The 21,996-nt window shown below is 72.0% G+C and carries 19 protein-coding genes and 1 other RNA gene; 15 read left to right on the forward strand and 5 right to left on the reverse strand.

Translation table 11 applies throughout. From position 1 onward, the window contains the following. Window positions 1-56: 56 nt before the first annotated feature. A complete protein-coding gene (locus tag OG207_RS26455) occupies window positions 57-1,838 on the forward strand; it encodes a serine/threonine-protein kinase (protein WP_329101482.1) in 1,782 nt (593 codons plus the stop codon). Between the two features lie 160 nt (window positions 1,839-1,998). Beyond that, a complete protein-coding gene (locus OG207_RS26460) occupies window positions 1,999-3,246 on the forward strand; it encodes a serine/threonine-protein kinase (protein ID WP_329101484.1) in 1,248 nt (415 codons plus the stop codon). 123 nt (window positions 3,247-3,369) lie between these two features. Here OG207_RS26460 and OG207_RS26465 read toward each other — a convergent pair whose 3' ends face one another. Next, the gene (locus tag OG207_RS26465) at window positions 3,370-4,371 is read right to left on the reverse strand and encodes an isopenicillin N synthase family dioxygenase (RefSeq protein WP_329101486.1); all 1,002 of its coding nucleotides are present in this window, start codon (window positions 4,369-4,371) and stop codon (window positions 3,370-3,372) included. Between the two features lie 316 nt (window positions 4,372-4,687). On the opposite strand from OG207_RS26465, the gene prfB reads away from it, so the two are divergent. Next, entirely contained in the window at window positions 4,688-5,797 is a 1,110-nt protein-coding gene (gene prfB / locus OG207_RS26470) for a peptide chain release factor 2 (protein ID WP_266595922.1), read from the forward strand. 135 nt (window positions 5,798-5,932) lie between these two features. Here the strand turns inward: prfB and OG207_RS26475 are convergent, their stop codons facing one another. Beyond that, window positions 5,933-6,124, reverse strand: a complete 192-nt coding sequence (locus tag OG207_RS26475) for a hypothetical protein (protein ID WP_030724207.1) — start codon at window positions 6,122-6,124, stop codon at window positions 5,933-5,935. A 235-nt stretch (window positions 6,125-6,359) separates the two neighbouring features. Between OG207_RS26475 and ftsE the strand changes: the two genes are divergently transcribed. The 5 genes from ftsE (at window position 6,360) to ssrA (ending at window position 10,262) form a co-directional block, all read left to right on the forward strand. Beyond that, a complete protein-coding gene (gene ftsE / locus OG207_RS26480) occupies window positions 6,360-7,049 on the forward strand; it encodes a cell division ATP-binding protein FtsE (RefSeq protein ID WP_030771648.1) in 690 nt (229 codons plus the stop codon). Window positions 7,050-7,066: 17 nt separating this feature from the next. Then, window positions 7,067-8,038, forward strand: coding sequence for a permease-like cell division protein FtsX (gene ftsX, locus OG207_RS26485; protein ID WP_329101489.1), 972 nt, complete (start codon window positions 7,067-7,069; stop codon window positions 8,036-8,038). A 67-nt stretch (window positions 8,039-8,105) separates the two neighbouring features. Continuing rightward, window positions 8,106-9,287 carry a S41 family peptidase gene (locus OG207_RS26490; RefSeq protein ID WP_329101491.1) on the forward strand — a complete coding sequence of 394 codons (1,182 nt, stop codon included), beginning with the start codon at window positions 8,106-8,108 and terminating at the stop codon, window positions 9,285-9,287. Between the two features lie 18 nt (window positions 9,288-9,305). Next, the gene (gene smpB / locus OG207_RS26495) at window positions 9,306-9,791 is read left to right on the forward strand and encodes an SsrA-binding protein SmpB (RefSeq protein ID WP_329101493.1); all 486 of its coding nucleotides are present in this window, start codon (window positions 9,306-9,308) and stop codon (window positions 9,789-9,791) included. An 82-nt stretch (window positions 9,792-9,873) separates the two neighbouring features. Then, window positions 9,874-10,262, forward strand: a transfer-messenger RNA (tmRNA) gene (gene ssrA / locus OG207_RS26500). 55 nt (window positions 10,263-10,317) lie between these two features. Here the strand turns inward: ssrA and OG207_RS26505 are convergent. The 3 genes from OG207_RS26505 to OG207_RS26515 are packed head-to-tail and all read right to left on the reverse strand — an operon-like array spanning window position 10,318 to window position 12,164. Next, on the reverse strand, window positions 10,318-10,575 hold the full coding sequence (locus OG207_RS26505) for a Txe/YoeB family addiction module toxin (protein WP_081523370.1): 258 nt from the start codon (window positions 10,573-10,575) through the stop codon (window positions 10,318-10,320). Beyond that, window positions 10,572-10,847, reverse strand: coding sequence for a type II toxin-antitoxin system Phd/YefM family antitoxin (locus OG207_RS26510; protein ID WP_030010371.1), 276 nt, complete (start codon window positions 10,845-10,847; stop codon window positions 10,572-10,574). Before OG207_RS26510 ends, OG207_RS26505 begins: the two co-directional genes overlap by 4 nt. Window positions 10,848-10,883: 36 nt before the next feature. Further along, window positions 10,884-12,164 (reverse strand): MFS transporter, encoded by a 1,281-nt coding sequence (locus OG207_RS26515; protein WP_329107898.1) that lies wholly within the window; start codon window positions 12,162-12,164, stop codon window positions 10,884-10,886. Window positions 12,165-12,258: 94 nt separating this feature from the next. On the opposite strand from OG207_RS26515, the gene OG207_RS26520 reads away from it, so the two are divergent. The 7 genes from OG207_RS26520 to OG207_RS26550 all read left to right on the forward strand — a co-directional run bounded on the left by OG207_RS26520 (window position 12,259) and on the right by OG207_RS26550 (window position 21,713). Beyond that, window positions 12,259-13,224, forward strand: coding sequence for a LysR family transcriptional regulator (locus OG207_RS26520; protein WP_329101495.1), 966 nt, complete (start codon window positions 12,259-12,261; stop codon window positions 13,222-13,224). A gap of 96 nt (window positions 13,225-13,320) precedes the next feature. Beyond that, the gene (locus OG207_RS26525) at window positions 13,321-14,691 is read left to right on the forward strand and encodes a nitrate/nitrite transporter (protein ID WP_329101497.1); all 1,371 of its coding nucleotides are present in this window, start codon (window positions 13,321-13,323) and stop codon (window positions 14,689-14,691) included. Window positions 14,692-14,786: 95 nt separating this feature from the next. Then, window positions 14,787-15,962 carry a uroporphyrinogen-III synthase gene (locus OG207_RS26530; RefSeq protein ID WP_329101499.1) on the forward strand — a complete coding sequence of 392 codons (1,176 nt, stop codon included), beginning with the start codon at window positions 14,787-14,789 and terminating at the stop codon, window positions 15,960-15,962. 9 nt (window positions 15,963-15,971) lie between these two features. After that, a complete protein-coding gene (locus tag OG207_RS26535) occupies window positions 15,972-16,565 on the forward strand; it encodes a GNAT family N-acetyltransferase (protein ID WP_329101501.1) in 594 nt (197 codons plus the stop codon). Between the two features lie 203 nt (window positions 16,566-16,768). Continuing rightward, on the forward strand, window positions 16,769-17,341 hold the full coding sequence (locus OG207_RS26540) for a CGNR zinc finger domain-containing protein (protein ID WP_329101504.1): 573 nt from the start codon (window positions 16,769-16,771) through the stop codon (window positions 17,339-17,341). 103 nt (window positions 17,342-17,444) lie between these two features. After that, window positions 17,445-19,751: a HelD family protein gene (locus OG207_RS26545; RefSeq protein WP_329101506.1), complete on the forward strand. Its 2,307-nt coding sequence runs from the start codon at window positions 17,445-17,447 to the stop codon at window positions 19,749-19,751. Between the two features lie 558 nt (window positions 19,752-20,309). Beyond that, window positions 20,310-21,713: an NAD-dependent malic enzyme gene (locus tag OG207_RS26550; RefSeq protein ID WP_150257634.1), complete on the forward strand. Its 1,404-nt coding sequence runs from the start codon at window positions 20,310-20,312 to the stop codon at window positions 21,711-21,713. Window positions 21,714-21,996: the final 283 nt, after the last annotated feature.

Here is a 21,996-nt window from a genome sequence, read left to right on the forward strand (position 1 = left end):
CCGGAAAACCAATCAGCGGATCGACCACATCCGACGACAGCAGGGGAGCGCGAGACGTGCGGCCAGTCGGCAGCAAGTACCTGCTCGAGGAGCCGCTCGGGCGCGGCGCCACGGGCACTGTCTGGCGTGCCCGCCAGAGGGAGGCCGCCGGCGCGGAGGCGGCCGTCGCGGGACAGCCCGGCGAGACCGTGGCCATCAAGGTCCTCAAGGAGGAGCTGGCCCAGGACCCCGACATCGTCATGCGCTTCCTGCGGGAGCGCTCGGTCCTGCTGCGCCTGACCCACCCCAACATCGTGCGCACCCGCGACCTCGTCGTCGAGGGCGATCTGCTGGCCCTGGTCATGGACCTGATCGACGGCCCGGACCTGCACCGGTACCTGCGGGAGAACGGCCCCTTCACGCCCGTCGCTGCGAGCCTGCTGACCGCCCAGATCGCCGACGCCCTCGCCGCCAGTCACGCCGACGGAGTGGTCCACCGGGATCTGAAACCGGCCAACGTGCTGCTCGACGAGCGCGGCGGGCAGATGAAGCCGATGCTCACCGACTTCGGCATCGCCCGCCTCGCTGATTCCCCGGGCCTGACCCGCACCCACGAGTTCGTCGGCACCCCGGCCTACGTCGCGCCCGAGTCCGCCGAGGGCCGCCCGCAGACCTCCGCCGTCGACATCTACGGCGCCGGCATCCTGCTGTACGAGCTGCTCACCGGGCGCCCGCCGTTCGCCGGTGGCACCGCGCTCGAAGTGCTCCACCGCCACCTCAGCGAGGACCCGCAGCGGCCCTCGACCGTGCCCGAGCCGCTGTGGACGGTCATCGAGCGCTGCCTGCGCAAGGAGCCGAACGAGCGCCCCAGTGCCGAGAGCCTGGCCCGCGGGCTGCGCGTGGTGGCCTCCGGCATCGGCGTGCACTCCTCGGCCGCCGAGGTGGAGGCCGCGCTCGGCGTGGGCGCGCTGCTCGCGCCCGACCCCTCGCCGGCCCCGGTCCCCGAGACCCCCGACGCGGGCGCGTACGACCCGAACGCCATGACGAGCGTCATGCCGCCGGTCGGCGCGGCCGACGCCACCTCGGTGCTGCCCATGGGGTCCGCCCGGCCCGGAGGGCCGGGGGAGGCGGCGGGCCCCGGGGCCGACCCGACCTCGGTGATGCCCCCGGTGCAGCAGCCCGATTCGCCGCACCCGTGGCAGTCGCAGATGCAGGCCGTCCGCGACCGCAACGAGCAGACCCAGATCCAGTACCTCGACCCGAACGAGGACCCGCTGCGCCGTCGCCCGCAGCGGCAGGCGCCCCCGCCGCCGCAGCACCGGCCCCAGCAGCCGCAGCAGCCCCAGCAGCCGCCGCAGTACCGGCAGGGCCCGCCGCCCCCACAGCAGCAGTACCAGCAGCCCCAACAGCCGCAGTACCGCCCGCCGCAGCAGCCGCCCCAGCAGCAGTACGCGCCGCCCCCGCCGCCGCAGCACTACCAGCCGCAGCAGCACCAGCCCCAGCCGTACCAGCAGCAGCCTCAGCCGCAGCAGCCCCAGTACCGCCAGCCGCCGCCGCAGCAGCAGCCCCCGCAGCCCCCGCCGCAGCAGCGGCCGGCTCCCCGGGAGCCCCGCGAGCCGCGCCGCCGCAGCGCCAACCCGGTGCGGATCCCCGGCCTCGGCTGCCTCAAGGGCTGCCTGGTGTTGATCCTGGTGTTCTTCGTCGCCGGCTGGCTGGTCTGGGAACTGACCCCGCTTCAGGAGTGGATCGGTACCGGCCGGGGCTGGTGGGACCAGGTCTGGACCTGGGGCGGCAACGCCGTGGACTGGGTCAGCACGATCGGGGACTCCGCGGGTTCCTCGGGCTCCACCAAGCCCTGAAACGAACCCCCGTAGCTCCGACTTCGTGGATTTGTCGACTTCTGGGACATGATTTCGCTCGCAGAAGTGAAGGTCGCCGCGAATCCGGACCCCTGCTGGCTTCTCATGCCCACCCGGCCGCGTAGCTTTGGTGCGTACGCCAGCCGCTGAGGGAGCAGTCGTGGCACGGAAGATCGGCAGCCGGTACACCGCGCACCAGATCCTGGGGCGCGGCAGCGCGGGCACGGTGTGGCTGGGCGAGGGGCCTGACGGGCCCGTCGCCGTCAAACTGCTGCGCGAAGACCTCGCGTCCGACCAGGAACTCGTCGGACGGTTCGTCCAGGAGCGCAGCGCGCTGCTCGGCCTGGAGCATCCGCACGTCGTGTCCGTCCGCGACCTCGTCGTGGACGGCAACGACCTCGCCCTCGTCATGGACCTCGTCCGCGGCACGGACCTGCGCACGCGCCTGGACCGGGAACGGCGGCTGGCCCCCGAGGCGGCCGTGGCCATCGTCGCGGACGTCGCCGACGCGCTGGCGGCGGCGCACGCGGCGGGCGTCGTCCACCGGGACGTCAAGCCGGAGAACGTCCTGCTGGACATGCAGGGCCGGCTCGGCCCCGGCGGCTCGCACCCGGCGCTGCTGACCGACTTCGGCGTGGCCAAGCTGATCGACTCCCCGCGGCGGGCCTCCACGGGCCGCGCCTCGGCCCCGACGACCCGGATCATCGGCACCCCGGACTACCTGGCGCCGGAGATCGTCGAGGGCTTGCCCCCGCGTGCCGCGGTGGACATCTACGCCCTGGCCACGGTCCTGTACGAGCTGCTGGCCGGATTCACCCCCTTCGGCGGGGGCCACCCGGGCGCGGTCCTGCGGCGGCACGTGACGGAGACGGTGGTCCCGCTGCCGGGGATCCCCGACGAGCTGTGGCAGCTCATGGTGCAGTGCCTGGCCAAGGCCCCGGCCTCGCGGCTGCGGGCCTCGGAGCTGTCGGTCCGGCTGCGGGACCTGCTGCCGATGCTGGCCGGCATGCCGCCGCTGGACGTGGACGAGCCGGACGACGCGGATCCGGACCCCGAGCCCTCGGAGGAACCGGCGGCCGACCCGGTCCGGCGGCGGGGCGTGGTCCCGCTGGTGCCGGGCTCGGCGACCGACTCCAACCGGGACACCCACACCTCGATGCGGGTGCCGGGGCCCGACGAGCTGGCGGGCGGGGCGCTGGGCACCGCCCGCGTTCCGCGCCCGGCGGGCGGTCACCGCCCCGGCTCCGCCCGCCACCGCGCGGAGGCGGCCCGCAAGCGCCGCCTGATCCTCTCGGTATCGGCCCTGGCCCTGGCCTCGGCGATCGGTCTGGGCACGTGGCTGGCCGTCTCGGGCGACGAGGCCCCGCCCCCGCAGGACAGCAAGCAGTCGGTCCCCGCGAAGCGGTAGCCGCCGGGTGCGGCGCCGTGGTCGGGGGCACCGCCCCCGAACCCCCGCGCCTCAAACGCCGGCGAGGCCGAAATGTTCAGCCTCGCCGGCGTTTGAGGTGCAGGCCCGGGCGGAGCCCAGGGGCTACACCGCGGCCAGTTCCGGGTGCCAGCGCCGCGCCACCGCCGGGTGGGCGCGGACCCAGCCCTTCAGCTCGTTGCGGCCGTACTGGGCGTGCAGCGGGTTCGACTCGTCGTGCGCGACACCGGGCGCGGAACGCAGGTAGTCGCCCGGGACGGTCTCGATCACCGCGTCCAGACGCGGGTTGTAGAAGAACGGCACCGAGTACCGCTCCACCGCGCCGGGCGGGCTGACCACCCGGTGGTCCGTCGCCGTCAGATAGCCCTCGGTCGCGATCTCCAGCAGCTCGCCCAGGTTGACCACGAAGGCGCCCGGCATCGGCGGAACGTCCACGTAGCCGCCGTCCCGGACCACCTGGAGGCCGCCCACCGAGTCCTGCAGCAGGAGCGTCAGGAAGCCGTAGTCCTTGTGCGCGCCGACCCCCTGGTCGGCGCCGGAGGGGGCCGATCCCGGGTAGCGGATCAGCTTGGTGTGCAGGTGCGGGCGGTCCGCGAAGGCCTCGTCGAAGAAGTCCGCCGGGGCGCCGATCGCCACGAGGAGCTCCTGGAGCAGGCGGTGGGCGACCGCCGCGAGCCGGGTCTGCCAGTCCAGGACCACCGTACGGAGCTCGGGGAGGGCGGCGGGCCACTGGTTCGGGCCCTCCAGCCACAGGAACGCCGGGTCGTCCGGCCCCACGACGGGCGCCGGGCGCTCCGCGCCGACGTCCAGCTGGTCCCGCCAGTCGGAGGCGCCGCCGGTCAGCTCGTGGCCGATTCGGGTGTAGCCCCGGAAGTGGGGGGAGTTCAGATTGCTGACGGCAAGCCGGTCGGCTTCCGGGAGGGCGAAGAAGGCCCTGGTCACTTCCAGGATGCGGGCGCTCTCGGCGGCGGTAACGCCGTGCCCGGTCAGGTGCAGGAAACCGGTGTCCCGGGCGGCTGCGTGCAGCTTCTTCAGGAAATCGGCCCGCTGGGCCGGGTCGTCGGCCTGGGAGAGGTCCAGGACGGGGAGAGAGTGCGCGGACGGCATGACGGCTCCGTTTCGGATGTCACGGGGTCCTGTTCCCCAGAGGTGGTGGGGGCCGCGGGCGGGGGGCGGGTCTCCGACAGGGATGGTGCCGGGACCACGGGGGCCGCGTACAGGACCAAGTCGGATCGTGGTGGATCAGGCTTGGGTTCGGTCCGGCGGCGGACAGCTCGTCGTCGTGACACGCATGTGGTCGACATGGCGGCGCTTGACGAGGAGAACGGTCATAGAGAGAGGGTACGCCCGTACGATCCATCACCAGAACGGGTGATTCGGCCTGCCCGGACTGCGTTGTCCGGGGACCGGCTACGCTGGACCCGTGGCAGTCGTCGATGTTTCCGAAGAGCTGAAGTCCCTCTCCTCGACCATGGGGTCGATCGAGGCCGTCCTGGACCTCGACAAGCTGAGGGCAGATATCGCCGTGCTCGAGGAGCAGGCCGCTGCGCCGTCCCTGTGGGACGACCCGGAGGCCGCCCAGAAGATCACGAGCAAGCTTTCGCACCTCCAGGCGGAGGTCCGCAAGACCGAGACGCTGCGGGGGCGCATCGACGACCTCGGGGTGCTCTTCGACCTCGCCCAGGAGATGGACGACGCGGACACCCTGGCCGAGGCCGAGACCGAGCTGGTCTCCGTCCGCAAGGCGCTGGACGAGATGGAGGTCCGGACCCTGCTCTCCGGCGAGTACGCCGAGCGCGAGGCCCTGGTCAACATCCGTGCCGAGGCCGGTGGCGTCGACGCCTCCGACTTCGCCGAGCGCCTCCAGCGCATGTACCTGCGCTGGGCCGAGCGGCACGGCTACTCGACCGAGATCTACGAGACCTCGTACGCGGAAGAGGCCGGCATCAAGTCGACCACCTTCGTCGTCAAGGCCCCGTACGCCTACGGAACGCTCTCCGTCGAGCAGGGCACCCACCGCCTCGTGCGCATCTCGCCCTTCGACAACCAGGGCCGCCGCCAGACCTCCTTCGCGGGCGTCGAGGTGCTCCCGGTCGTGGAGACCAGCGACCACGTCGAGATCGACGAGGCCGAACTGCGCGTCGACGTGTACCGCGCCTCCGGCCCCGGCGGCCAGGGCGTCAACACCACCGACTCGGCGGTCCGCATCACGCACATCCCGACCGGCATCGTGGTCTCCTGCCAGAACGAGCGCTCGCAGATCCAGAACAAGGCGAGCGCCATGAACGTCCTCCAGGCCAAGCTGCTGGAGCGGCGCCGCCAGGAGGAGAAGGACAAGATGGACGCCCTCAAGGACGGCGGCAGCTCCTGGGGCAACCAGATGCGCTCCTACGTCCTGCACCCGTACCAGATGGTCAAGGACCTGCGGACGGAGTTCGAGGTCGGCAACCCGCAGGCGGTGCTCGACGGCGAGATCGACGGCTTCCTGGAGGCCGGGATCCGCTGGCGCAAGCAGCAGGAGCAGACCGCGTAACCCTCGGAGGGCGGGCGTACGGAGCGTACGCGCAGACGTTCAGCGGAAGGGCCCGGACACCAGGTGTCCGGGCCTTTCTCGCGCGTGCGATCGGAACGTGGCGCGGGCCGACCGCGGGCACCACGGTCGGGCGGTCTAGGCGGTGTGCTGGGCCACCAGGACCAGGGCCGTCACGAGGACCACCATGAGCGCGATGAGCGTCACGGGGTTAAGGCCGGAGAAGGGGCCCTCCTGCTGGAGGCGCTCCCGGTTCGCCCGGCACACAGGGCAGCGGCCCTGGCTGACGGGTGCGGCGCAGTTCGCGCACACGAGCCGGTCATATGTCATGCGCTCCTCCTCTCGTCCCCTCGGTCTTCTGTCGCCTATAACGGCGCGGGGAACCGGAGCGTTCCCCCTACCACTGTGCCAGCTTCGCCGACATTCGGCGCGGCCCGTCCGGGCAATCACGTTCCCGAGCGACCGCACGCCGGGATAAATCGGGCAAGTCCGGAGGCCGGGTCCACACCTCGCGCCCGTTCGCGTATGGTCACGCACACCTACTCCCGGCGACCGTGGTGCACCCGTGATCCGATTCGACAGTGTCTCCAAGTCCTACCCGAAGCAGAGCCGTCCCGCACTCAGGGAAGTCTCCCTCGACATCGCGAAGGGCGAGTTCGTCTTCCTGGTCGGCTCCTCCGGCTCCGGCAAGTCCACCTTCCTGCGACTCATCCTGCGCGAGGAGCGGGCGAGCCACGGCCAGGTGCACGTCCTGGGCAAGGACCTCGCCAAGCTCTCCAACTGGAAGGTTCCGCAGATGCGGCGCCAGCTGGGGACCGTCTTCCAGGACTTCCGCCTGCTCCCCAACAAGACGGTGGCCGAGAACGTGGCCTTCGCCCAGGAGGTCATCGGCAAGCCGCGGGGCGAGATCCGCAAGGCCGTCCCGCAGGTCCTCGAACTCGTCGGCCTCGGCGGCAAGGAGGACCGCATGCCCGGCGAGCTCTCCGGTGGTGAGCAGCAGCGCGTGGCCATCGCCCGCGCCTTCGTCAACCGCCCCGCCCTGCTGATCGCGGACGAGCCCACCGGCAACCTCGACCCGCAGACCTCGGTCGGGATCATGAAGCTGCTGGACCGGATCAACCGGACCGGCACCACCGTGATCATGGCCACCCACGACCAGCAGATCGTCGACCAGATGCGCAAGCGCGTCATCGAACTCGAACAGGGCCGACTCGTGCGCGACCAGTCGCGCGGCGTCTACGGCTACCAGCACTGAAAGGTCCCTGAGACGCAATGCGCGCCCAGTTCGTCATGTCGGAGATCGGCGTCGGTCTCCGTCGCAATCTCACCATGACCTTCGCGGTCATCATCTCGGTGGGCCTCTCCCTGGCCCTGTTTGGCGGCTCCATGCTCATGAGCGAGCAGGTGAGCAAGATGAAGGGCTACTGGTACGACAAGGCCAACGTCTCGATCTACCTCTGCAACAAGCAGGACGCCGTGGAGGCGAGCGAGGCCGCCGCCAAGAAGGCCGACGGGACGCCGGTGGCCTCCACGGGCGTCACCACCTGCGCCAAGGGCGCGGTGACCGAGGAGCAGAAGAAGCAGATCGAGTCCGAGCTCAAGAACATGTCCCTGGTGAAGTCCGTCGCCTACGAGTCGGCGGACGAGGCGTACAAGCACTACCAGGAGCGGTTCGGGCACACGGCGCTCGCCTCCTCCATCACCCCGGACCAGATGCAGGAGTCCTTCCGGGTCAAGCTGAAGGACCCGGAGAAGTACAAGGTCGTCACCTCCGCCTTCGTCGGCCGCGACGGCATCCACACCGTCGACGACCAGCGGCAGGCCATCGACGACCTCTTCCGGATCCTCAACTACCTCAACGTCGCGGCGCTCGCCATCATGCTGATCATGCTGATCGTGGCGCTGTTGCTGATCGTCAACACCGTGCGCGTTTCCGCCTTCAGCCGACGGCGTGAGACGGGGATCATGCGTTTGGTGGGCGCCTCCAGCTTCTACATCCAGGTCCCCTTCATCATGGAGGCGGCCGTCGCCGGCCTCATCGGTGCGCTCTTCGCCTGCGGCATGCTCGTCTCCGGCCAGTACTTCGTGATCGACCACGGCGTCGGGCTGCGGGACAAGATCGAGATCATCGACTTCATGGGTTGGGGATCGGTGCTGGCCAAGCTCCCGTACGTACTCTTCATCGGCCTCCTGATGCCCTCCATGGCCGCCTTCATCGCCCTGCGCAAGTACCTGAAGGTGTGACAAGCGCCCCGTGAGCGGTACGGCCAACCATCCGTACCGGAGCGGGCCTTGTCCTAGACTCGGCGCCATGCTGGGTCTGCCCGCTCGCTGTCTCCGGCCCCGCGACCTGCGTCGCGGGGCCGTCTTGACGTTGGCCTTCCTCGCTGCCGTCGCCACCGGTGCCTTAACCGGATGCTGGGATCACGAGGAGGGCGCCGAGGCCGCCGCGGCCATGGCCGGCGCCCCCGCGGCCGAGCCCCCGCGCGAGGCGGGCACCGCCGACCGGGAGGCCGTCGCCCGTGCCGTCGCCGAGGCCGTCGCCGAGGGGAAGTCGGGGAAGAAGGCGGCCCAGGAGGTCGTCAGCCGCAGCGGCGACCGTTGGGGCGCCGTCTACGACCAGAGCGAGTACGCCGCCTTCGCCGAGGGCCTCGACGGCCGCTGGACCGGCGTCGGGGTGTGGGCCGGCCGGGCCGCCGACGGCATGATCAAGGTCGACAGGGTCCAGCCCGGCAGCCCCGCAGCCCGGGCCGGAGTGCGCGCGGGGGACCGGCTGATGAGCGTCGACGGGCACGCCGTGACGGGCCTCGCCGTCACCGACGTGGTCGCCCTGTTGCGAGGCGACGCCGGCACCCCCGTCGTGCTGAACCTGAGCCGGGACGGCGCCGACCTCACCGAGACCGTGCGCCGCGAGCAGCTGCGCACCGAGCCGGTGACCGTACGGCAGCGCCCGGACGGGGTCACGGTCATCAAGGTCGCCTCCTTCACCCGCGGTTCCGGCGATCGCGTCAAGGCCGCCGTCCGCGCGGCCCCGCCCGACCGGGGGATCCTGCTCGACCTGCGCGGCAACCCGGGCGGGCTGGTCACCGAGGCGGTCACCGCCGCTTCGGCCTTCCTCGACGGCGGGCTCGTGGCCACGTACGACGTCCGGGGCGAGCAGCGGGTCCTGTACGCGGCCGAGGGCGGTGACACCACCCGACCGTTGGTGGCCCTGGTCGACGGCGGCACGATGAGCGCGGCCGAACTGGTGACGGGCGCCCTGCAGGACCGGGGCCGGGCGGTGGCCGTGGGCAGCCGGACCTTCGGCAAGGGCTCGGTGCAGATGCCGACCGAGCTCCCGGACGGCTCGGTGGCCGAGCTGACGGTGGGCACGTACCGCACGCCGGCGGGCCGCAGCCTGGAAGGCGCCGGCATCGCCCCGGACGTGCCGGCGGGCGAGGCGGTCGAGGAGCGGGCCGTCACGGTATTGGGTGGCCTCGGGGTGGGTCCGTAGTGCGAAAATGACCGCACTATGGCTAAGGAAAAAGGGCGCAAGCTGATCGCCCAGAACAAGAAGGCGCGTCACGACTACGCGATCATCGACACCTACGAGTGCGGTCTCGTGCTCACGGGCACCGAGGTCAAGTCCATGCGTCAGGGCCGGGCCTCGCTGGTCGACGGCTTCGTGTCGGTGGAGGGCGGGGAAGCCTGGCTCTACAACGTGCACGTGCCGGAGTACAGCCAGGGCACCTGGACCAACCACAGCGCCCGGCGCAAGCGCAAGCTCCTCATGCACCGCGAGGAGATCGACAAGCTCGAGCGCAAGGCCGACGAGTCGGGTCACACGATCGTGCCCCTGTCGCTGTACTTCAAGGACGGCCGGGCGAAGATCGAGATCGCGCTGGCGAAGGGCAAGAAGGAGTACGACAAGCGGCAGACGCTGCGGGAGAAGCAGGACACCCGCGAGACGAACCGGGCGATCTCGGCCATCCGTCGCAAGCAGCGCGGCACGGTTTAATCACCTGGCACGCGGTGGTCCACTTCGCGTACCATGGCGTCAGCACCACCCCCCGGGGTGGAGCAGCTTGTTAAAAAAACATGGGGATGATCGGTTTCGACAGCGGATGTCGATGCAGGGGAAGCGAGCCGAGGAAGCGGCAATGATCTCGCTAACCATATGTCGCAAAAAATAATCGCCAACTCCAAGAGCGATAACTCCCGCTTCACCCTCGCTGCCTAATAACAGTGAGCTGAAGCCTCTGTGAGGAGCGTCAGCCCGGAAGTGGTCCCGGTCCGGATCCTGGCGTCAATTAGGGATCTAAACCTCTAGCCCCGGTCGCGGGGGTTGGAGGGAAATCAAACAGTGACTGAGCCCGTCGGAGACTTGTCCGTGTGATCTCCGGGGCTGAGAAAAGCGCAGCGGACTGCGCTCGGAGAAGCCCTGCTTCTGCACCGTTGGACGCGGGTTCGATTCCCGCCATCTCCACTCATCCCATGTGGGCAAAGGCCTCGCAGCCTCTCGGTTGCGGGGCCTTCGTCATGCGTCAGTAGTGGTAGCGGGCCTTGAGGACCTTCACTTCCTTGTCGTCGGCCCGGTACACGAGGCGGTGCTCGTCGTCGATGCGGCGGGACCAGTAGCCCGTCAACTCGCCCTTCAGCGGCTCGGGCTTGCCGATGCCGGTGAAGGGGTCCCGCTGGATCTCGCCGATCAGGCGAGTGATCCGTCGGGCCATCTTCCGGTCCGACGAGAGCCAGAACAGGAAGTCCTCCCAGGCGGCGGGGTCGAAGTGGACGCTCCTCACTCCTCGCCCCCGGCCAACTCCCTCAGCTCGTCCAGCGTCCTGACGACCGTGGAGGCGCCCTCGCGGTCACGCGCGACGGCCTCCATCAATCGCTGGGCGTTGGCGGGGGAGCGCAGGAGGTACACGGTCTCCTGCCAGGAGTCGTAGTCGTCGGCGGACATGAGGACCGCGTCACCGCTCTTGGAGGTGATGCGCACCGGGGCGTGGTCGGTGTTCACGCGCTCGATCAGCGGGAACAGGGTCGCCCTGGCTTCGCTGGCGCTTATGGACATGGTGCGCTCCTCTCTCCGGGTCGTACTCGTACGAGTTTATGGTACGTCTCTGGTACTGAAAACCGGTACGACTTTCGTGGCCGCGAGCGCGAGGACGGCCGCCGCCGCCGGGAGGGCGTAGGCGGTCGCCGGGCCCAGACGGTCGACCAGGTTGCCCGCCGTGGCCGCGCCCAGGGAGATGCCCGCGAAGATGGCGGTGACCGCGAGGGTCATGCCCTCGTTGAGGCGGCCCTCCGGGATGAGCGCGTGGACCCGGGACATCGCCGTCACCATCGTCGGAGCCGTGGCCATGCCCGCCAGCAGCAGCGCGCAGGCCAGCGGGAACAACGAGCCCGTGCCCGCCGCGAGCCAGGGCAGGGCCATCGCGGCGGCCATGAGGACCAAGCAGGTGCGCAGGCCGAGCGGGCGCATCGTGCCGTAGAGCAGGCCGGCCGCGCAGGAGCCCGCCGCCTGGAGGGCCAGCACCGGGCCGGAGGCGGCGCCCAGGCCCAGCGCGTCAAGGTGGGCGATCGAGGCGATCTCCATCGAGCCGAAGACCACCCCAGTGGCGAAGAAGAGCGGCAGCAGCGGACCGAGGGCGCGCAGCGGCGAGCCGTGACGCGTGGCCGCCTTCACCGGGGGTTGGGTGGCGCGGCAGGAGGTGAAGACCAGCATGCCGGTCAGCAGCAGGGCGGCCGCGGTGAGGGTGCCGGCCTCGGGGAGGACGACCGAGCAGAGGAAGGCCGCCAGCACCGGGCCGAGCATGAAGCAGAGCTCGTCGGCGGCCTGTTCGAAGGACATCGCCGTGTGGTGCGCGCCCGCGTCGCCGCGCAGCAGGTGCGTCCAGCGGGCGCGGGACATGCCGCCGATGTTGGGGGTGGTGGCGGTCGCGGCGTACGAGGCGAAGAGGGTCCAGGCGGGGGCGCCGGTACGGACGCACACGACCAGGGACAGCGAGCCGAGGACCGCGATCAGGGTGGCCGGGACGGCGATCTTGGCCTGGCCGTGCCGGTCGATCAGCCGGGCGGTCCACGGCCCGACCAGCGCGGTGGCGGCCAGTCCCGTCGCCGAGACCGCGCCGGCGAGGGCGTACGAGCCGCGCTGGCCGGCGATCATCATGACCGCGCTGATCCCGAACATGCCCATGGGGAGGCGGGCGAGGAGGTTCCCGGCGGTGAAACCGCGGGTGCCGGGCAGTGCGAACAGGCGCCGGTAGGGGGCCAGCGGGCCCGGCGTGCGCGGCGGGCGCGGGAGGACGCGGGCGGGGACCGGAGGGACGGGCGGGACGGGCGGAGCGGGCGGGGCGGCGAGGACGAGCGTGCTGCCGGTGACGGCCATGAGGGGCATGACCACCACCCTCGGCCCGGACCCGGGGGACCGTCCAACACCTGTTCGGCGGCCATTCACGCCGATCTGTTGTTAGTCTCCGGGGATGATGCCCCGCGATGTGGATCCCCGGCTGCTGCGCGGGTTCGTCGCGGTCGCCGAGGAACTGCACTTCACCCGCGCCGCCGCCCGGCTCTACGTCGCCCAGCAGGCGCTGAGCCGGGACGTGCGACGGCTCGAAGAGGCCCTCGGCACCGTGCTGTTCGTCCGTACGACCCGCGCCGTCGAGCCGACCGCCGACGGGGAGCGGCTGCTGCCGCTGGCCCGGCGGGTGCTGGCCGCGCACGAGGCGGTCGCCGCCGCCTTCGCCGCGCCCCGCGCGCTGCTCGTCGACCTGAACACCGACGGCCCGAGCACCGCGCGCACCGTGCTGGACCGGGCCCGGGAGCTGGCCCCGGACTGCGAGCTGATGGCCCGCTGGGAGAGCGGACTGACCCACGCCGCCGCCGAGATCGCCGCCGGCCGCCTCGACGTCTCCTTCGGGTACGCCGACGGGCTGGACCCGGTGTGGCGCTCGCGCCTCGCGCACCGGCCCGTGCGCTACGAACCGCTCGCCGTGCTGCTGCCCGAAGGACACCCGCTGGCCGGGCTGGCGGCCGTACCGCTCGACGCGCTGGCCGGGGAGACCGTGTACGCGGGCGCCGGCAATCCGCGCACCCTGGAGTGGACGGGGCTCGCGCGCGAGCTGTTCGCCGGGCGGGGGATCCTGATGGCGCCGCCCGCGCCCGTGGCCATCGGCAAGGACGAGTTCCGCCGGGTCATGGCCAAGACCGGCCATCCGGTGCTGGTGACCGTCGACTTCGTCGACATGCCCGGGTCCGTCAAGCGCCCGCTGGTCGACCCCGTACCGCTGTCCCCGCTGTCCATGGTCTGGCGCAAGGGCTTCGGCCACCCCGGACTCGAAGCGCTGCACCGGGCCGTGGCCGGGCTCGGCGGCGAACGCGGCTGGCTGGAAGTGCCCCCGGCGAGCTGGCGCCCGGCCGCGCTCACAGGCGCCCCCGGCGGCGGGTGAGAGCAAGGTTTCCCGGCGGTCATCCGGCGGGGACCGGGGCCGAAACGCGCCGTTCCTACGGTCGTGCCACGGACGCGAGAGCTGTGGAGGCGTGTGATGACCGGTACGACCGCACCGCGCAAGGGGGGCCGCTGGATCGAGCGGTGGGACCCCGAGGACGAGACCTTCTGGAAGGAGACCGGGGAACGGACCGCCCGCCGCAACCTCGTCTACTCCGTGTTCTCCGAACACATCGGGTTCTCCATCTGGTCGCTCTGGTCCGTGATGGTCCTCTTCATGGGACCGGCGTACGGGATCGACCCGGCCGGGAAGTTCTTCCTGATCGCGACCGCGACCTGCGTGGGCGCGCTCGTGCGGGTCCCGTACACCTTCGCCGTGGCCCGCTTCGGCGGCCGCAACTGGACCGTCGTCAGCGCACTGCTGCTGCTCGCGCCGACGGTCGCCGCGATCGTGGTGATGGAGCCCGGCACCTCCTACGGGACCTTCCTGGTCGTCGCGGCCCTCACCGGCGTCGGCGGCGGCAACTTCGCCTCCTCCATGACCAACATCAACGCCTTCTTCCCGCTGCGCAAGAAGGGCTGGGCGCTCGGCCTGAACGCCGGCGGCGGCAACATCGGCGTGCCCGTGGTGCAGCTGGCCGGGCTGCTGGTCATCGCGACCGCCGGCGCCGCGCACCCCCGCTACCTGCTCGCCGCCTACGTCCCGCTGATCGTGACCGCGGCCGTCCTGGCGGCCGTACGGATGGACAACCTGGCACCCGTGCGCAACGACACCGGCGCGGTCCGCGAGGCGCTGAAGGACGCGCACACCTGGATCATGGCGTTCCTCTACATCGGCACGTTCGGGTCCTTCATCGGCTACAGCTTCGCCTTCGGCCTGGTGCTGCAGACCCAGTTCGGCCGCACCCCGCTCCAGGCCGCCTCGCTGACCTTCATGGGACCGCTGCTCGGCTCGCTGATCCGGCCGGTGGGCGGGGCGCTCGCGGACCGGTTCGGCGGCGCCCGGATCACCCTGGGGACGTTCGTGGCGATGGCCGCGGCCACCTCGGTGGTGGTGTTCGCCTCGCAGCGGTCCTCGCTGCCGGTCTTCCTCGTCGGGTTCGTGGCCCTGTTCGTACTGAGCGGGCTCGGCAACGGATCGACGTACAAGATGATCCCCGGCATCTTCCAGGCGAAGGCACTGGCGCGCGGTATGAGCGGCGAGGCCGCGGCCGCGTACGGGCGGCGGCTCTCCGGCGCCTCGATGGGACTCATCGGGGCGGTCGGCGCGCTCGGCGGACTCGGCATCAACTTGGTCTTCCGGGAGGCGTTCCGCACCTCCGGCTCCGGCACGGCGGCCTTCGTCACCTTCCTCGGCTTCTACGCCCTGTGCTGCACGGTCACCTGGGCGGTATACCTTCGCCGCCCGGTGACCCCCGTGATCCACACGGTCGGGGTCGAGACGAAACCCCAGCTCACGTCGGTGTAACCGGGGCGAAATACGGGTGAACCGAGTCCGACACGACGAGTTGGCAGGCTCGGTCCACCCGTACCGCCCCCACATGCGTCACTAGGCAGGTCACGATGGACGACACGAACACCGGCCCGCTCGCGGGCTTCACCGTCGGGGTCACGGCCGCCCGGCGCGCGGACGAGCTCATCGCACTGCTGCGCCGCCGCGGGGCCGCCGTGCTGCACGCGCCGGCGCTGCGGATCGTGCCGCTCGCCGACGACGGCGAACTGCTGGCCGCGACGAAGGAACTGATCGGCTGCGCACCGGACGTGGTCGTGGCCACCACCGCCATCGGCTTCCGGGGGTGGATCGAGGCGGCCGACGGGTGGGGCGTCGGCGAGGGACTGCTGGAGCGGCTGCGGGCCGCCGAACTGTTGGCGCGCGGGCCGAAGGTGAAGGGCGCCATCCGGGCCGCGGGGCTCGTGGAGACCTGGTCCCCGGACTCGGAATCGCTCGCCGAGGTACTGCAGCGGCTGCTGACGGACGGGGTGGCCGGCCGGCGGATCGCGCTCCAGCTGCACGGGGAACCGCTGCCCGGCTTCGTCGAGGCGCTGCGGGCCGGCGGGGCCGAGGTGGTGGTGGTCCCGGTGTACCGGTGGATGGCGCCGGAGGACCTCGCTCCGCTGGACCGGCTGCTGGACGCGATGATCGGCGGCGCGGTGGACGCCGTCAGCTTCACCTCGGCGCCGGCGGCGGCCTCGCTGCTCTCCCGGGCCGAGGAGCGGGGGCTGCGGGAGGCCGTGCTGGACGCGCTGCGCGGCAGGCTGCTGTCCGCGTGCGTCGGGCCGGTGACCGCGCTGCCGCTGCAGGCGCACGGGGTGGACACGGTGCAGCCGGAACGGTTCCGGCTGGGCCCGCTGGTGCAGTTGCTCTGCCAGGAGCTGCCCGGGCGGGCCCGGGTGCTGCCGGTGGCCGGGCACCGGGTGGAGATCCGGGGGCACGCGGCCTTGGTGGACGAGCAGCTGCGGCCCGTACCGCCCGCCGGGATGGCCCTGCTGCGGGCACTGGCCCGGCGGCCGGGCTGGGTGGTGTCCCGCGCGGAACTGCTGCGGGCGCTGCCGGGCGCGGGGCGCGACGAGCACGCCGTGGAGACGGCGATGGCCCGCCTCCGGGTGGCCCTCGGGGCCCCGAACCTGATCCAGACGGTGGTCAAGCGGGGGTACCGGCTGTCGCTGGACGCGGGCGGGGAGGCCAAGTACGGGGAGCTTCCGGCGGACGCGGTGACGGCCAGGGGCGTCCTCGGCTAGCGTGCCGGGATGATCATTGACGGGGTCGAGATGAGGGGCGTCGCGCTCGGCGACGCGGCGGGACTGGCCGAGGCGTTCGCGCGGAACCGGGCCTACATGGCGCGCTTCGAGCCGGTCCGGCCGGACGCCTTCTTCACGGAGGACGGCCAGCGGGAGCGCATCGAGGGCGTGCTCGCCGAGCGGGACGCGGGGCGGATCGTCCCGTACGTGTTCGTCGAGACGGCCACCGGCGCGCCCGTCGGCGCGATCAACCTCGGTTCCATCGCGTACGGGCCGCTGTGCAGCGGCGGCCTGGGGTACTGGGTCGACCGGGCCTGGCACGGCAAGGGGCTGGCCACCGCGGCCGTGGCCGAGGTCTGCCGGGTCGCCCGCGACGAACTGGGCCTGCACCGCGTGGAGGCGGGGACCCTGGTCGACAACCTGGCCTCGCAACGGGTGCTGGCGAAAGCGGGCTTCGAGCAGTTCGGCCTCGCGCCGCGCTACCTCCACATCAACGGCGCCTGGCGCGACCACCGCCTCTTCCAACGCCTCCTCCACGACCAGCCTCCGGGCAGCTCCAGCCCCTCCCGGGGGCACCTCCCAGCGGTAGCTGGGGGAGTTTGAGGCGCGGGGTCCGGGGCGGAGCCCCAGGAAACCCGGCTCCGCCGGGCACCGGGCTCCGGACCCTCCCCAGCTACCGCTGGGAGGTGCCCCCGGGCGAGGCTGGATGTGCCCGGCGGGAGGCCAGAGGCACCGGTTCGGGGGCTTCCGCTGTGACCCGCCGGGCGGCAATCTGGTACGGCACCCCACGACGGGAGGCTGACGGCATGCGGTTCGATTCCGGGCGGGTCTGTCTGGACCTGGTGGCCACCTTCACCCCCCACGAGGGGATCCCGGACGGTGACGAGCTGCGGCTGTGGCTCGCCGGCGCCGGCCTGGTCCCCGACCGGACGCCGCTCCCCCGGGTGGGGCCCGACTGGGCCGCGGCCTTCCGGTCCCTGCGCGCCGACGTGGAAACGCTCGTACGGGCGGAACTGCTCGGCACCGACACGGACGAGAACGCCCTCGCCCGGGTCAACGCGCTGGCCGCCGGACCACCCCCCGGCCTGTGCGCCGTACGGGACCAGGAAGGACAGCTCGTACGGGAGCTCTGCGGCGGCGTGGAATGCGGTGCGCTGCTCGCGGCCGTGGCCCGGGACGTCGTCGAGCTGCTGACCGACCCGGGTGACCGGGCGCTGCTGCGGGCCTGTGCGGGCGACGGCTGCACCCGCGTCTACCTGGACACATCCCGGGGCCACCGGCGCCGTTGGTGCTCCAGCGAGCGCTGCGGGAACCGGGAGCGCGTGGCCCGGCACCGCCGCCGGGTCCTGGCGGCCGGGGCGGGGCAAGGGTCCCGGTGAGGGGCGTACCACCCTGCGAGACCGGTTCCGGAACGGGCGTGCGGACAGGGGGCCGATTCGCGTACGGTTGACGGTCGCCCATGCACGTCAGAAGGGGGCCTTGGTGGCCGCGCAGAATGCCGCTGTCGACAGCACGGCGGATTCCGTCCGCGATCGGGAGATCGCGGTCGAGCAGACGCATCTCGACCAGGTGTACCGACGCCTTGAGGAGAAGATCCACGAGGCCGAGTTCCTCATGAACGACGCCGCCAAGCGCGGCCAGGTGGGTACCCCCGGCGCGCTCGCCGAGCGCGACGCGCAGGTCTTCCGGGCGGGCATCCACCTGAACCGGCTGAACAACGAGTTCGAGGACTTCCTCTTCGGCCGCATCGACCTGGTGCTCGGCAAGGACGGGGAGCGCGGCGCGGACGGCGCCTACACCTCCGTCGAGCCGGCCGACGACGCGATCCGCGAGGACCTCACCGCCGACATCGCCGAGACGCTGCACATCGGCCGGATCGGGGTCCTGGACTCCGACTACACGCCGCTGGTCATCGACTGGCGCGCGCCGGCCGCCGCGCCGTTCTACCGCTCCACGCCCAAGGAGCCCGGCCGGGTCGTGCGCCGCCGCGTCATCCGCTCCAAGGGCCGCAAGGTGCTCGGCGTCGAGGACGACCTGATGCGCCCCGAGATCACCGCCACCCTGGACGGCCGGGAGCTCCCCGCCATCGGCGACGGCGCCCTGATGGCAGCCCTCGGGCGGGCCCGTACGCACTCGATGCGCGACATCGTCTCGTCCATCCAGGCCGAGCAGGACCTGGTCATCCGGGCGCCCGCCGCTTCCGTCGCCGAGGTCGCCGGCGGCCCCGGCACCGGCAAGACCGCCGTCGCCCTGCACCGCGCCGCCTACCTGCTCTACCAGGACCGGCGCCGCTACTCCGGCGGCATCCTGATCGTCTCGCCGACCCCGCTGCTCGTCGCGTACACCGAGGGCGTGCTGCCCTCGCTAGGCGAGGAGGGCCAGGTGGCCATCCGGGCGCTGGGCTCGCTCGTCGACGGCGCGGAGGCCACCACCTACGACACCCCGGCCGTGGCCCGCATCAAGGGCTCCTCCCGGATGCTCAAGGTGCTCCGCAAGGCCGTACGCGGCGCACTGGAGCTCGGCGGCGCCCCCGACCGGCTGCGCGTGGTGGCCTTCGGCCGCCGCCAGGAACTGGAGGCCGACGAGCTGAACCGGATCCGCCAGAACGTGCTCAGTGGCACCGCCCCGGTCAACCTGCTGCGCCCGCGCGCCCGCAAGCTGCTGCTCGACGCCCTCTACGCGAAGTCCGGCGGCGCCGGCCGGCACAGCGACCCGGAGCTGGCCGCCGAACTGCGCTCCGCCTTCGACGAGGACATCTCCACCGAAGACGCCTTCATCGACTTCCTGGGTGCCTGGTGGCCCGAGCTGACCCCGAGGGCGGTGCTCGCCGCGCTCGCCGACGAGCGCCACCTCGGCCGCTGGTCGCGCCGGGACCTCAATCCGCGCGAGACCCGCCAGCTGGCCCGCTCGCTGCGTCGGGTGGGCCCGGACGGCAAGGGCCCCCTGTCGGTGCACGACGTGGCGCTGCTGGACGAGCTCCAGCTGCTGCTGGGCGCCCCGGCGCGACCGAAGCGCAAGCGGGAGATGGATCCGCTCGACCAGCTCAGCGGGTTGGAGGAGCTGATGCCGACCCGCGAGGAGACCCAGTGGGAGCGGGCCGAGCGGCTCGCGGCGGAGCGCACCGAGTACGCGCACGTCATCGTGGACGAGGCCCAGGACCTGACGCCGATGCAGTGGCGGATGGTGGGCCGCCGGGGCCGGCACGGCACGTGGACCGTGGTCGGCGACCCGGCGCAGTCCTCCTGGACGGACCCGGAGGAGGCCGCCGCGGCCCGCGACGAGGCCCTGGGCAGCCGCCCGCGCCGGCGGTTCACCCTGACGGTCAACTACCGCAACCCGGCCGAGGTCGCCGAGGTCGCCTCCCGGGTGCTGCGCCTGGCGATGCCCGGCATGGAGCCGCCGTCGGCGGTGCGCTCCACGGGCCTGGAGCCCCGCTTCACGGCCGCCGCGGGCGATCTCGGCACCACGGTCCGGGAGGAGGCGCGGCGGCTGCTGGAGCAGGTGGACGGCACGGTCGGCGTGGTCGTGGCGATGGACCGGCGCGCGGAGGCCGCGGACTGGCTCGCGGACCTCGGCGAGCGGGCGGTGGCCCTGGGCAGCCTGGAGGCCAAGGGCTTGGAGTACGACGCCACGGTGGTGGTCTCCCCGGCGGAGATCGCGGACGAGTCCCCGGCGGGCCTGCGGGTGCTGTACGTGGCGCTGACGCGCGCGACGCAGCAGCTGACGGTGGTCTCGGCGGAGCGGGACAAGCCGGACGCGGACGGGGTGCCGGAGCTGCTGCTGCCGTAGGGGTGTCTGCCGGTCCGGTCGGGTCCGGTCGGGTCCGGCCGGACCCGACCGGCAGGACGCTCCCTGCTGGCCGCCTGCCGTTCGGCCCGGCGGTGGCGGTTCATCGCCGGGGTCCCGGCCCGCTCAGGGCCCCGTACGGCCGGATGGTCCGCGCCCGGGCGCGTGGTGCTCGGATACGGGCGCGAGCGGGGGGATCACTTTCGGCGATCCTTTGTTAGCCTGGGTACGGCACCGACTCGATCCAAGCCCCCGGGCCCAACCTTCGTCGCTCAGAGCGACCACTTGCCGCGAGGCGAGCATGGCGGGTCGGTGTCGTCAACGTATGAATCACCAGGTCCGCGTCCCCCACCTGTGGGGGGCGCGGACCTGTTTCGTATGACCCCACCATTCCGAACACCCCTGCTATCTCGTATGGTGGAAGAGTCTTTCCGAAATTTGTAGCTGGTTACCTTGTACTGGCTGGTAGGTGGGACGATCGGACAACAGGTCCTGCCGCACCTGCTGTGCAGCGGGACTCTGTGTGTTACAGCGAACCAGGGACAGAAGAGGAACACGGCCATGGCAACGGCGCCCAGCGTCTCGTATTCGATGACGGTCCGGCTGGAAGTGCCCGCGAGCGGAACCGCGGTCTCCCAGCTCACCACCGCCGTGGAGTCCTCCGGCGGATCGGTCACCGGCCTCGACGTGACCGCGTCCGGCCACGAAAAGCTCCGGATCGACGTCACCATCGCCGCGACCTCCACCGCGCACGCGGACGAGATCGTCGAGAAGCTGCGCGGCATCGAGGGCGTCAGCCTCGGCAAGGTCTCCGACCGAACCTTCCTGATGCACCTCGGCGGCAAGATCGAGATGGCGTCCAAGCACCCCATCCGCAACCGTGACGACCTCTCCATGATCTACACCCCGGGCGTGGCCCGCGTGTGCATGGCGATCGCCGAGAACCCCGAGGACGCGCGCCGCCTCACCATCAAGCGCAACACCGTCGCAGTCGTGACGGACGGCTCCGCCGTGCTGGGTCTCGGCAACATCGGCCCGATGGCCGCCATGCCGGTCATGGAGGGCAAGGCGGCCCTCTTCAAGCGCTTCGCCGACATCGACGCCTGGCCGATCTGCCTGGACACCCAGGACCCCGACGAGATCGTGGCCGCCGTCAAGGCGATCGCCCCGGGCTTCGCGGGCATCAACCTGGAGGACATCTCCGCGCCGCGCTGCTTCGAGATCGAGGCCCGGCTGCGCGAGGCCCTCGACATCCCCGTCTTCCACGACGACCAGCACGGCACCGCGATCGTCGTGCTCGCCGCCCTCACCAACGCACTGCGCGTGGTGGGCAAGGCAGTTGGCGACGTCAAGGTCGTCATGTCGGGCGCCGGTGCGGCCGGTACGGCCATCCTCAAGCTGCTCCTCGCGGCCGGCGTCAAGAACGCGGTGAGCGCCGACATCCACGGCGTCGTGCACGCGGACCGCCCCGACCTCGTCGACGCGGCCGCGGACTCCCCGCTGCGCTGGATCGCCGACAACACCAACCCCGAGGGCTACACGGGCACGCTGAAGGAAGCCGTGGTCGGCGCCGACGTGTTCATCGGCGTCTCGGCCCCGAACGTGCTGTCCGGCGAGGACGTCGCCGCCATGGCGGAAGGCGCGATCGTGTTCGCGCTCGCGAACCCGGACCCCGAGGTGGACCCGGCCGTCGCCCGTCAGACCGCCGCCGTCGTGGCCACCGGCCGCTCCGACTTCCCGAACCAGATCAACAACGTGCTGGTCTTCCCGGGCGTCTTCCGCGGTCTGTTGGACGCCCAGTCCCGCACCGTGAACACGGAGATGATGCTGGCCGCCGCGAGCGCGCTGGCGGACGTCGTCGGCGAGGACGAGCTGAACGCGAACTACATCATCCCGTCGGTGTTCAACGACAAGGTCGCGGGTGCGGTCGCGGGCGCCGTCCGCAAGGCGGCTTCGGGGGTCTGAGCCCCGCTGTGACGGCCCTCACGGCGCTCCGATCCCGGCGCGTCGCGAGATGCGGGCCCGTCGGGCCGCCTCTAGGGTTTGCGGGGATGCCCGCGAGGTCCGCGGTCCGCGACGGCGTGTGAGCGAAGGCGTGGACGGAGCGTCACCGCGGCGTGACTGTGGCGCTTTTCGTGTGACCCCGACGGGTGCCGGATTGGCTTTCCCGCCGCTGGTGGGGGCAGGATGCGTAACCGGGCGAGAGGGTCTGACGTTCAGACCCGGGTCCGGGGACTGTCCTAGGGCC

The sequence above is a fragment of the Streptomyces sp. NBC_01439 genome (genome assembly GCF_036227605.1).
In the GTDB taxonomy this organism is placed as follows: domain Bacteria; phylum Actinomycetota; class Actinomycetes; order Streptomycetales; family Streptomycetaceae; genus Streptomyces.

Excerpts from the sequence above, each read along its gene's own strand:
- OG207_RS26550 (WP_150257634.1), top strand. The coding sequence starts at position 20,310 with ATGGCAACGGCGCCCAGCGTCTCGTATTCGATGACGGTCCGGCTGGAA.
- smpB (WP_329101493.1), top strand. The coding sequence starts at position 9,306 with ATGGCTAAGGAAAAAGGGCGCAAGCTGATCGCCCAGAACAAGAAGGCG.
- OG207_RS26520 (WP_329101495.1), top strand. The coding sequence starts at position 12,259 with ATGATGCCCCGCGATGTGGATCCCCGGCTGCTGCGCGGGTTCGTCGCG.
- ftsX (WP_329101489.1), top strand. The coding sequence starts at position 7,067 with ATGCGCGCCCAGTTCGTCATGTCGGAGATCGGCGTCGGTCTCCGTCGC.
- OG207_RS26510 (WP_030010371.1), bottom strand. The coding sequence starts at position 10,847 with ATGTCCATAAGCGCCAGCGAAGCCAGGGCGACCCTGTTCCCGCTGATC.
- OG207_RS26540 (WP_329101504.1), top strand. The coding sequence starts at position 16,769 with ATGCGGTTCGATTCCGGGCGGGTCTGTCTGGACCTGGTGGCCACCTTC.
- OG207_RS26535 (WP_329101501.1), top strand. The coding sequence starts at position 15,972 with ATGATCATTGACGGGGTCGAGATGAGGGGCGTCGCGCTCGGCGACGCG.
- OG207_RS26475 (WP_030724207.1), bottom strand. The coding sequence starts at position 6,124 with ATGACATATGACCGGCTCGTGTGCGCGAACTGCGCCGCACCCGTCAGC.
- OG207_RS26515 (WP_329107898.1), bottom strand. The coding sequence starts at position 12,164 with ATGGCCGTCACCGGCAGCACGCTCGTCCTCGCCGCCCCGCCCGCTCCG.
- OG207_RS26465 (WP_329101486.1), bottom strand. The coding sequence starts at position 4,371 with ATGCCGTCCGCGCACTCTCTCCCCGTCCTGGACCTCTCCCAGGCCGAC.
- OG207_RS26525 (WP_329101497.1), top strand. The coding sequence starts at position 13,321 with ATGACCGGTACGACCGCACCGCGCAAGGGGGGCCGCTGGATCGAGCGG.
- OG207_RS26490 (WP_329101491.1), top strand. The coding sequence starts at position 8,106 with ATGCTGGGTCTGCCCGCTCGCTGTCTCCGGCCCCGCGACCTGCGTCGC.
- OG207_RS26530 (WP_329101499.1), top strand. The coding sequence starts at position 14,787 with ATGGACGACACGAACACCGGCCCGCTCGCGGGCTTCACCGTCGGGGTC.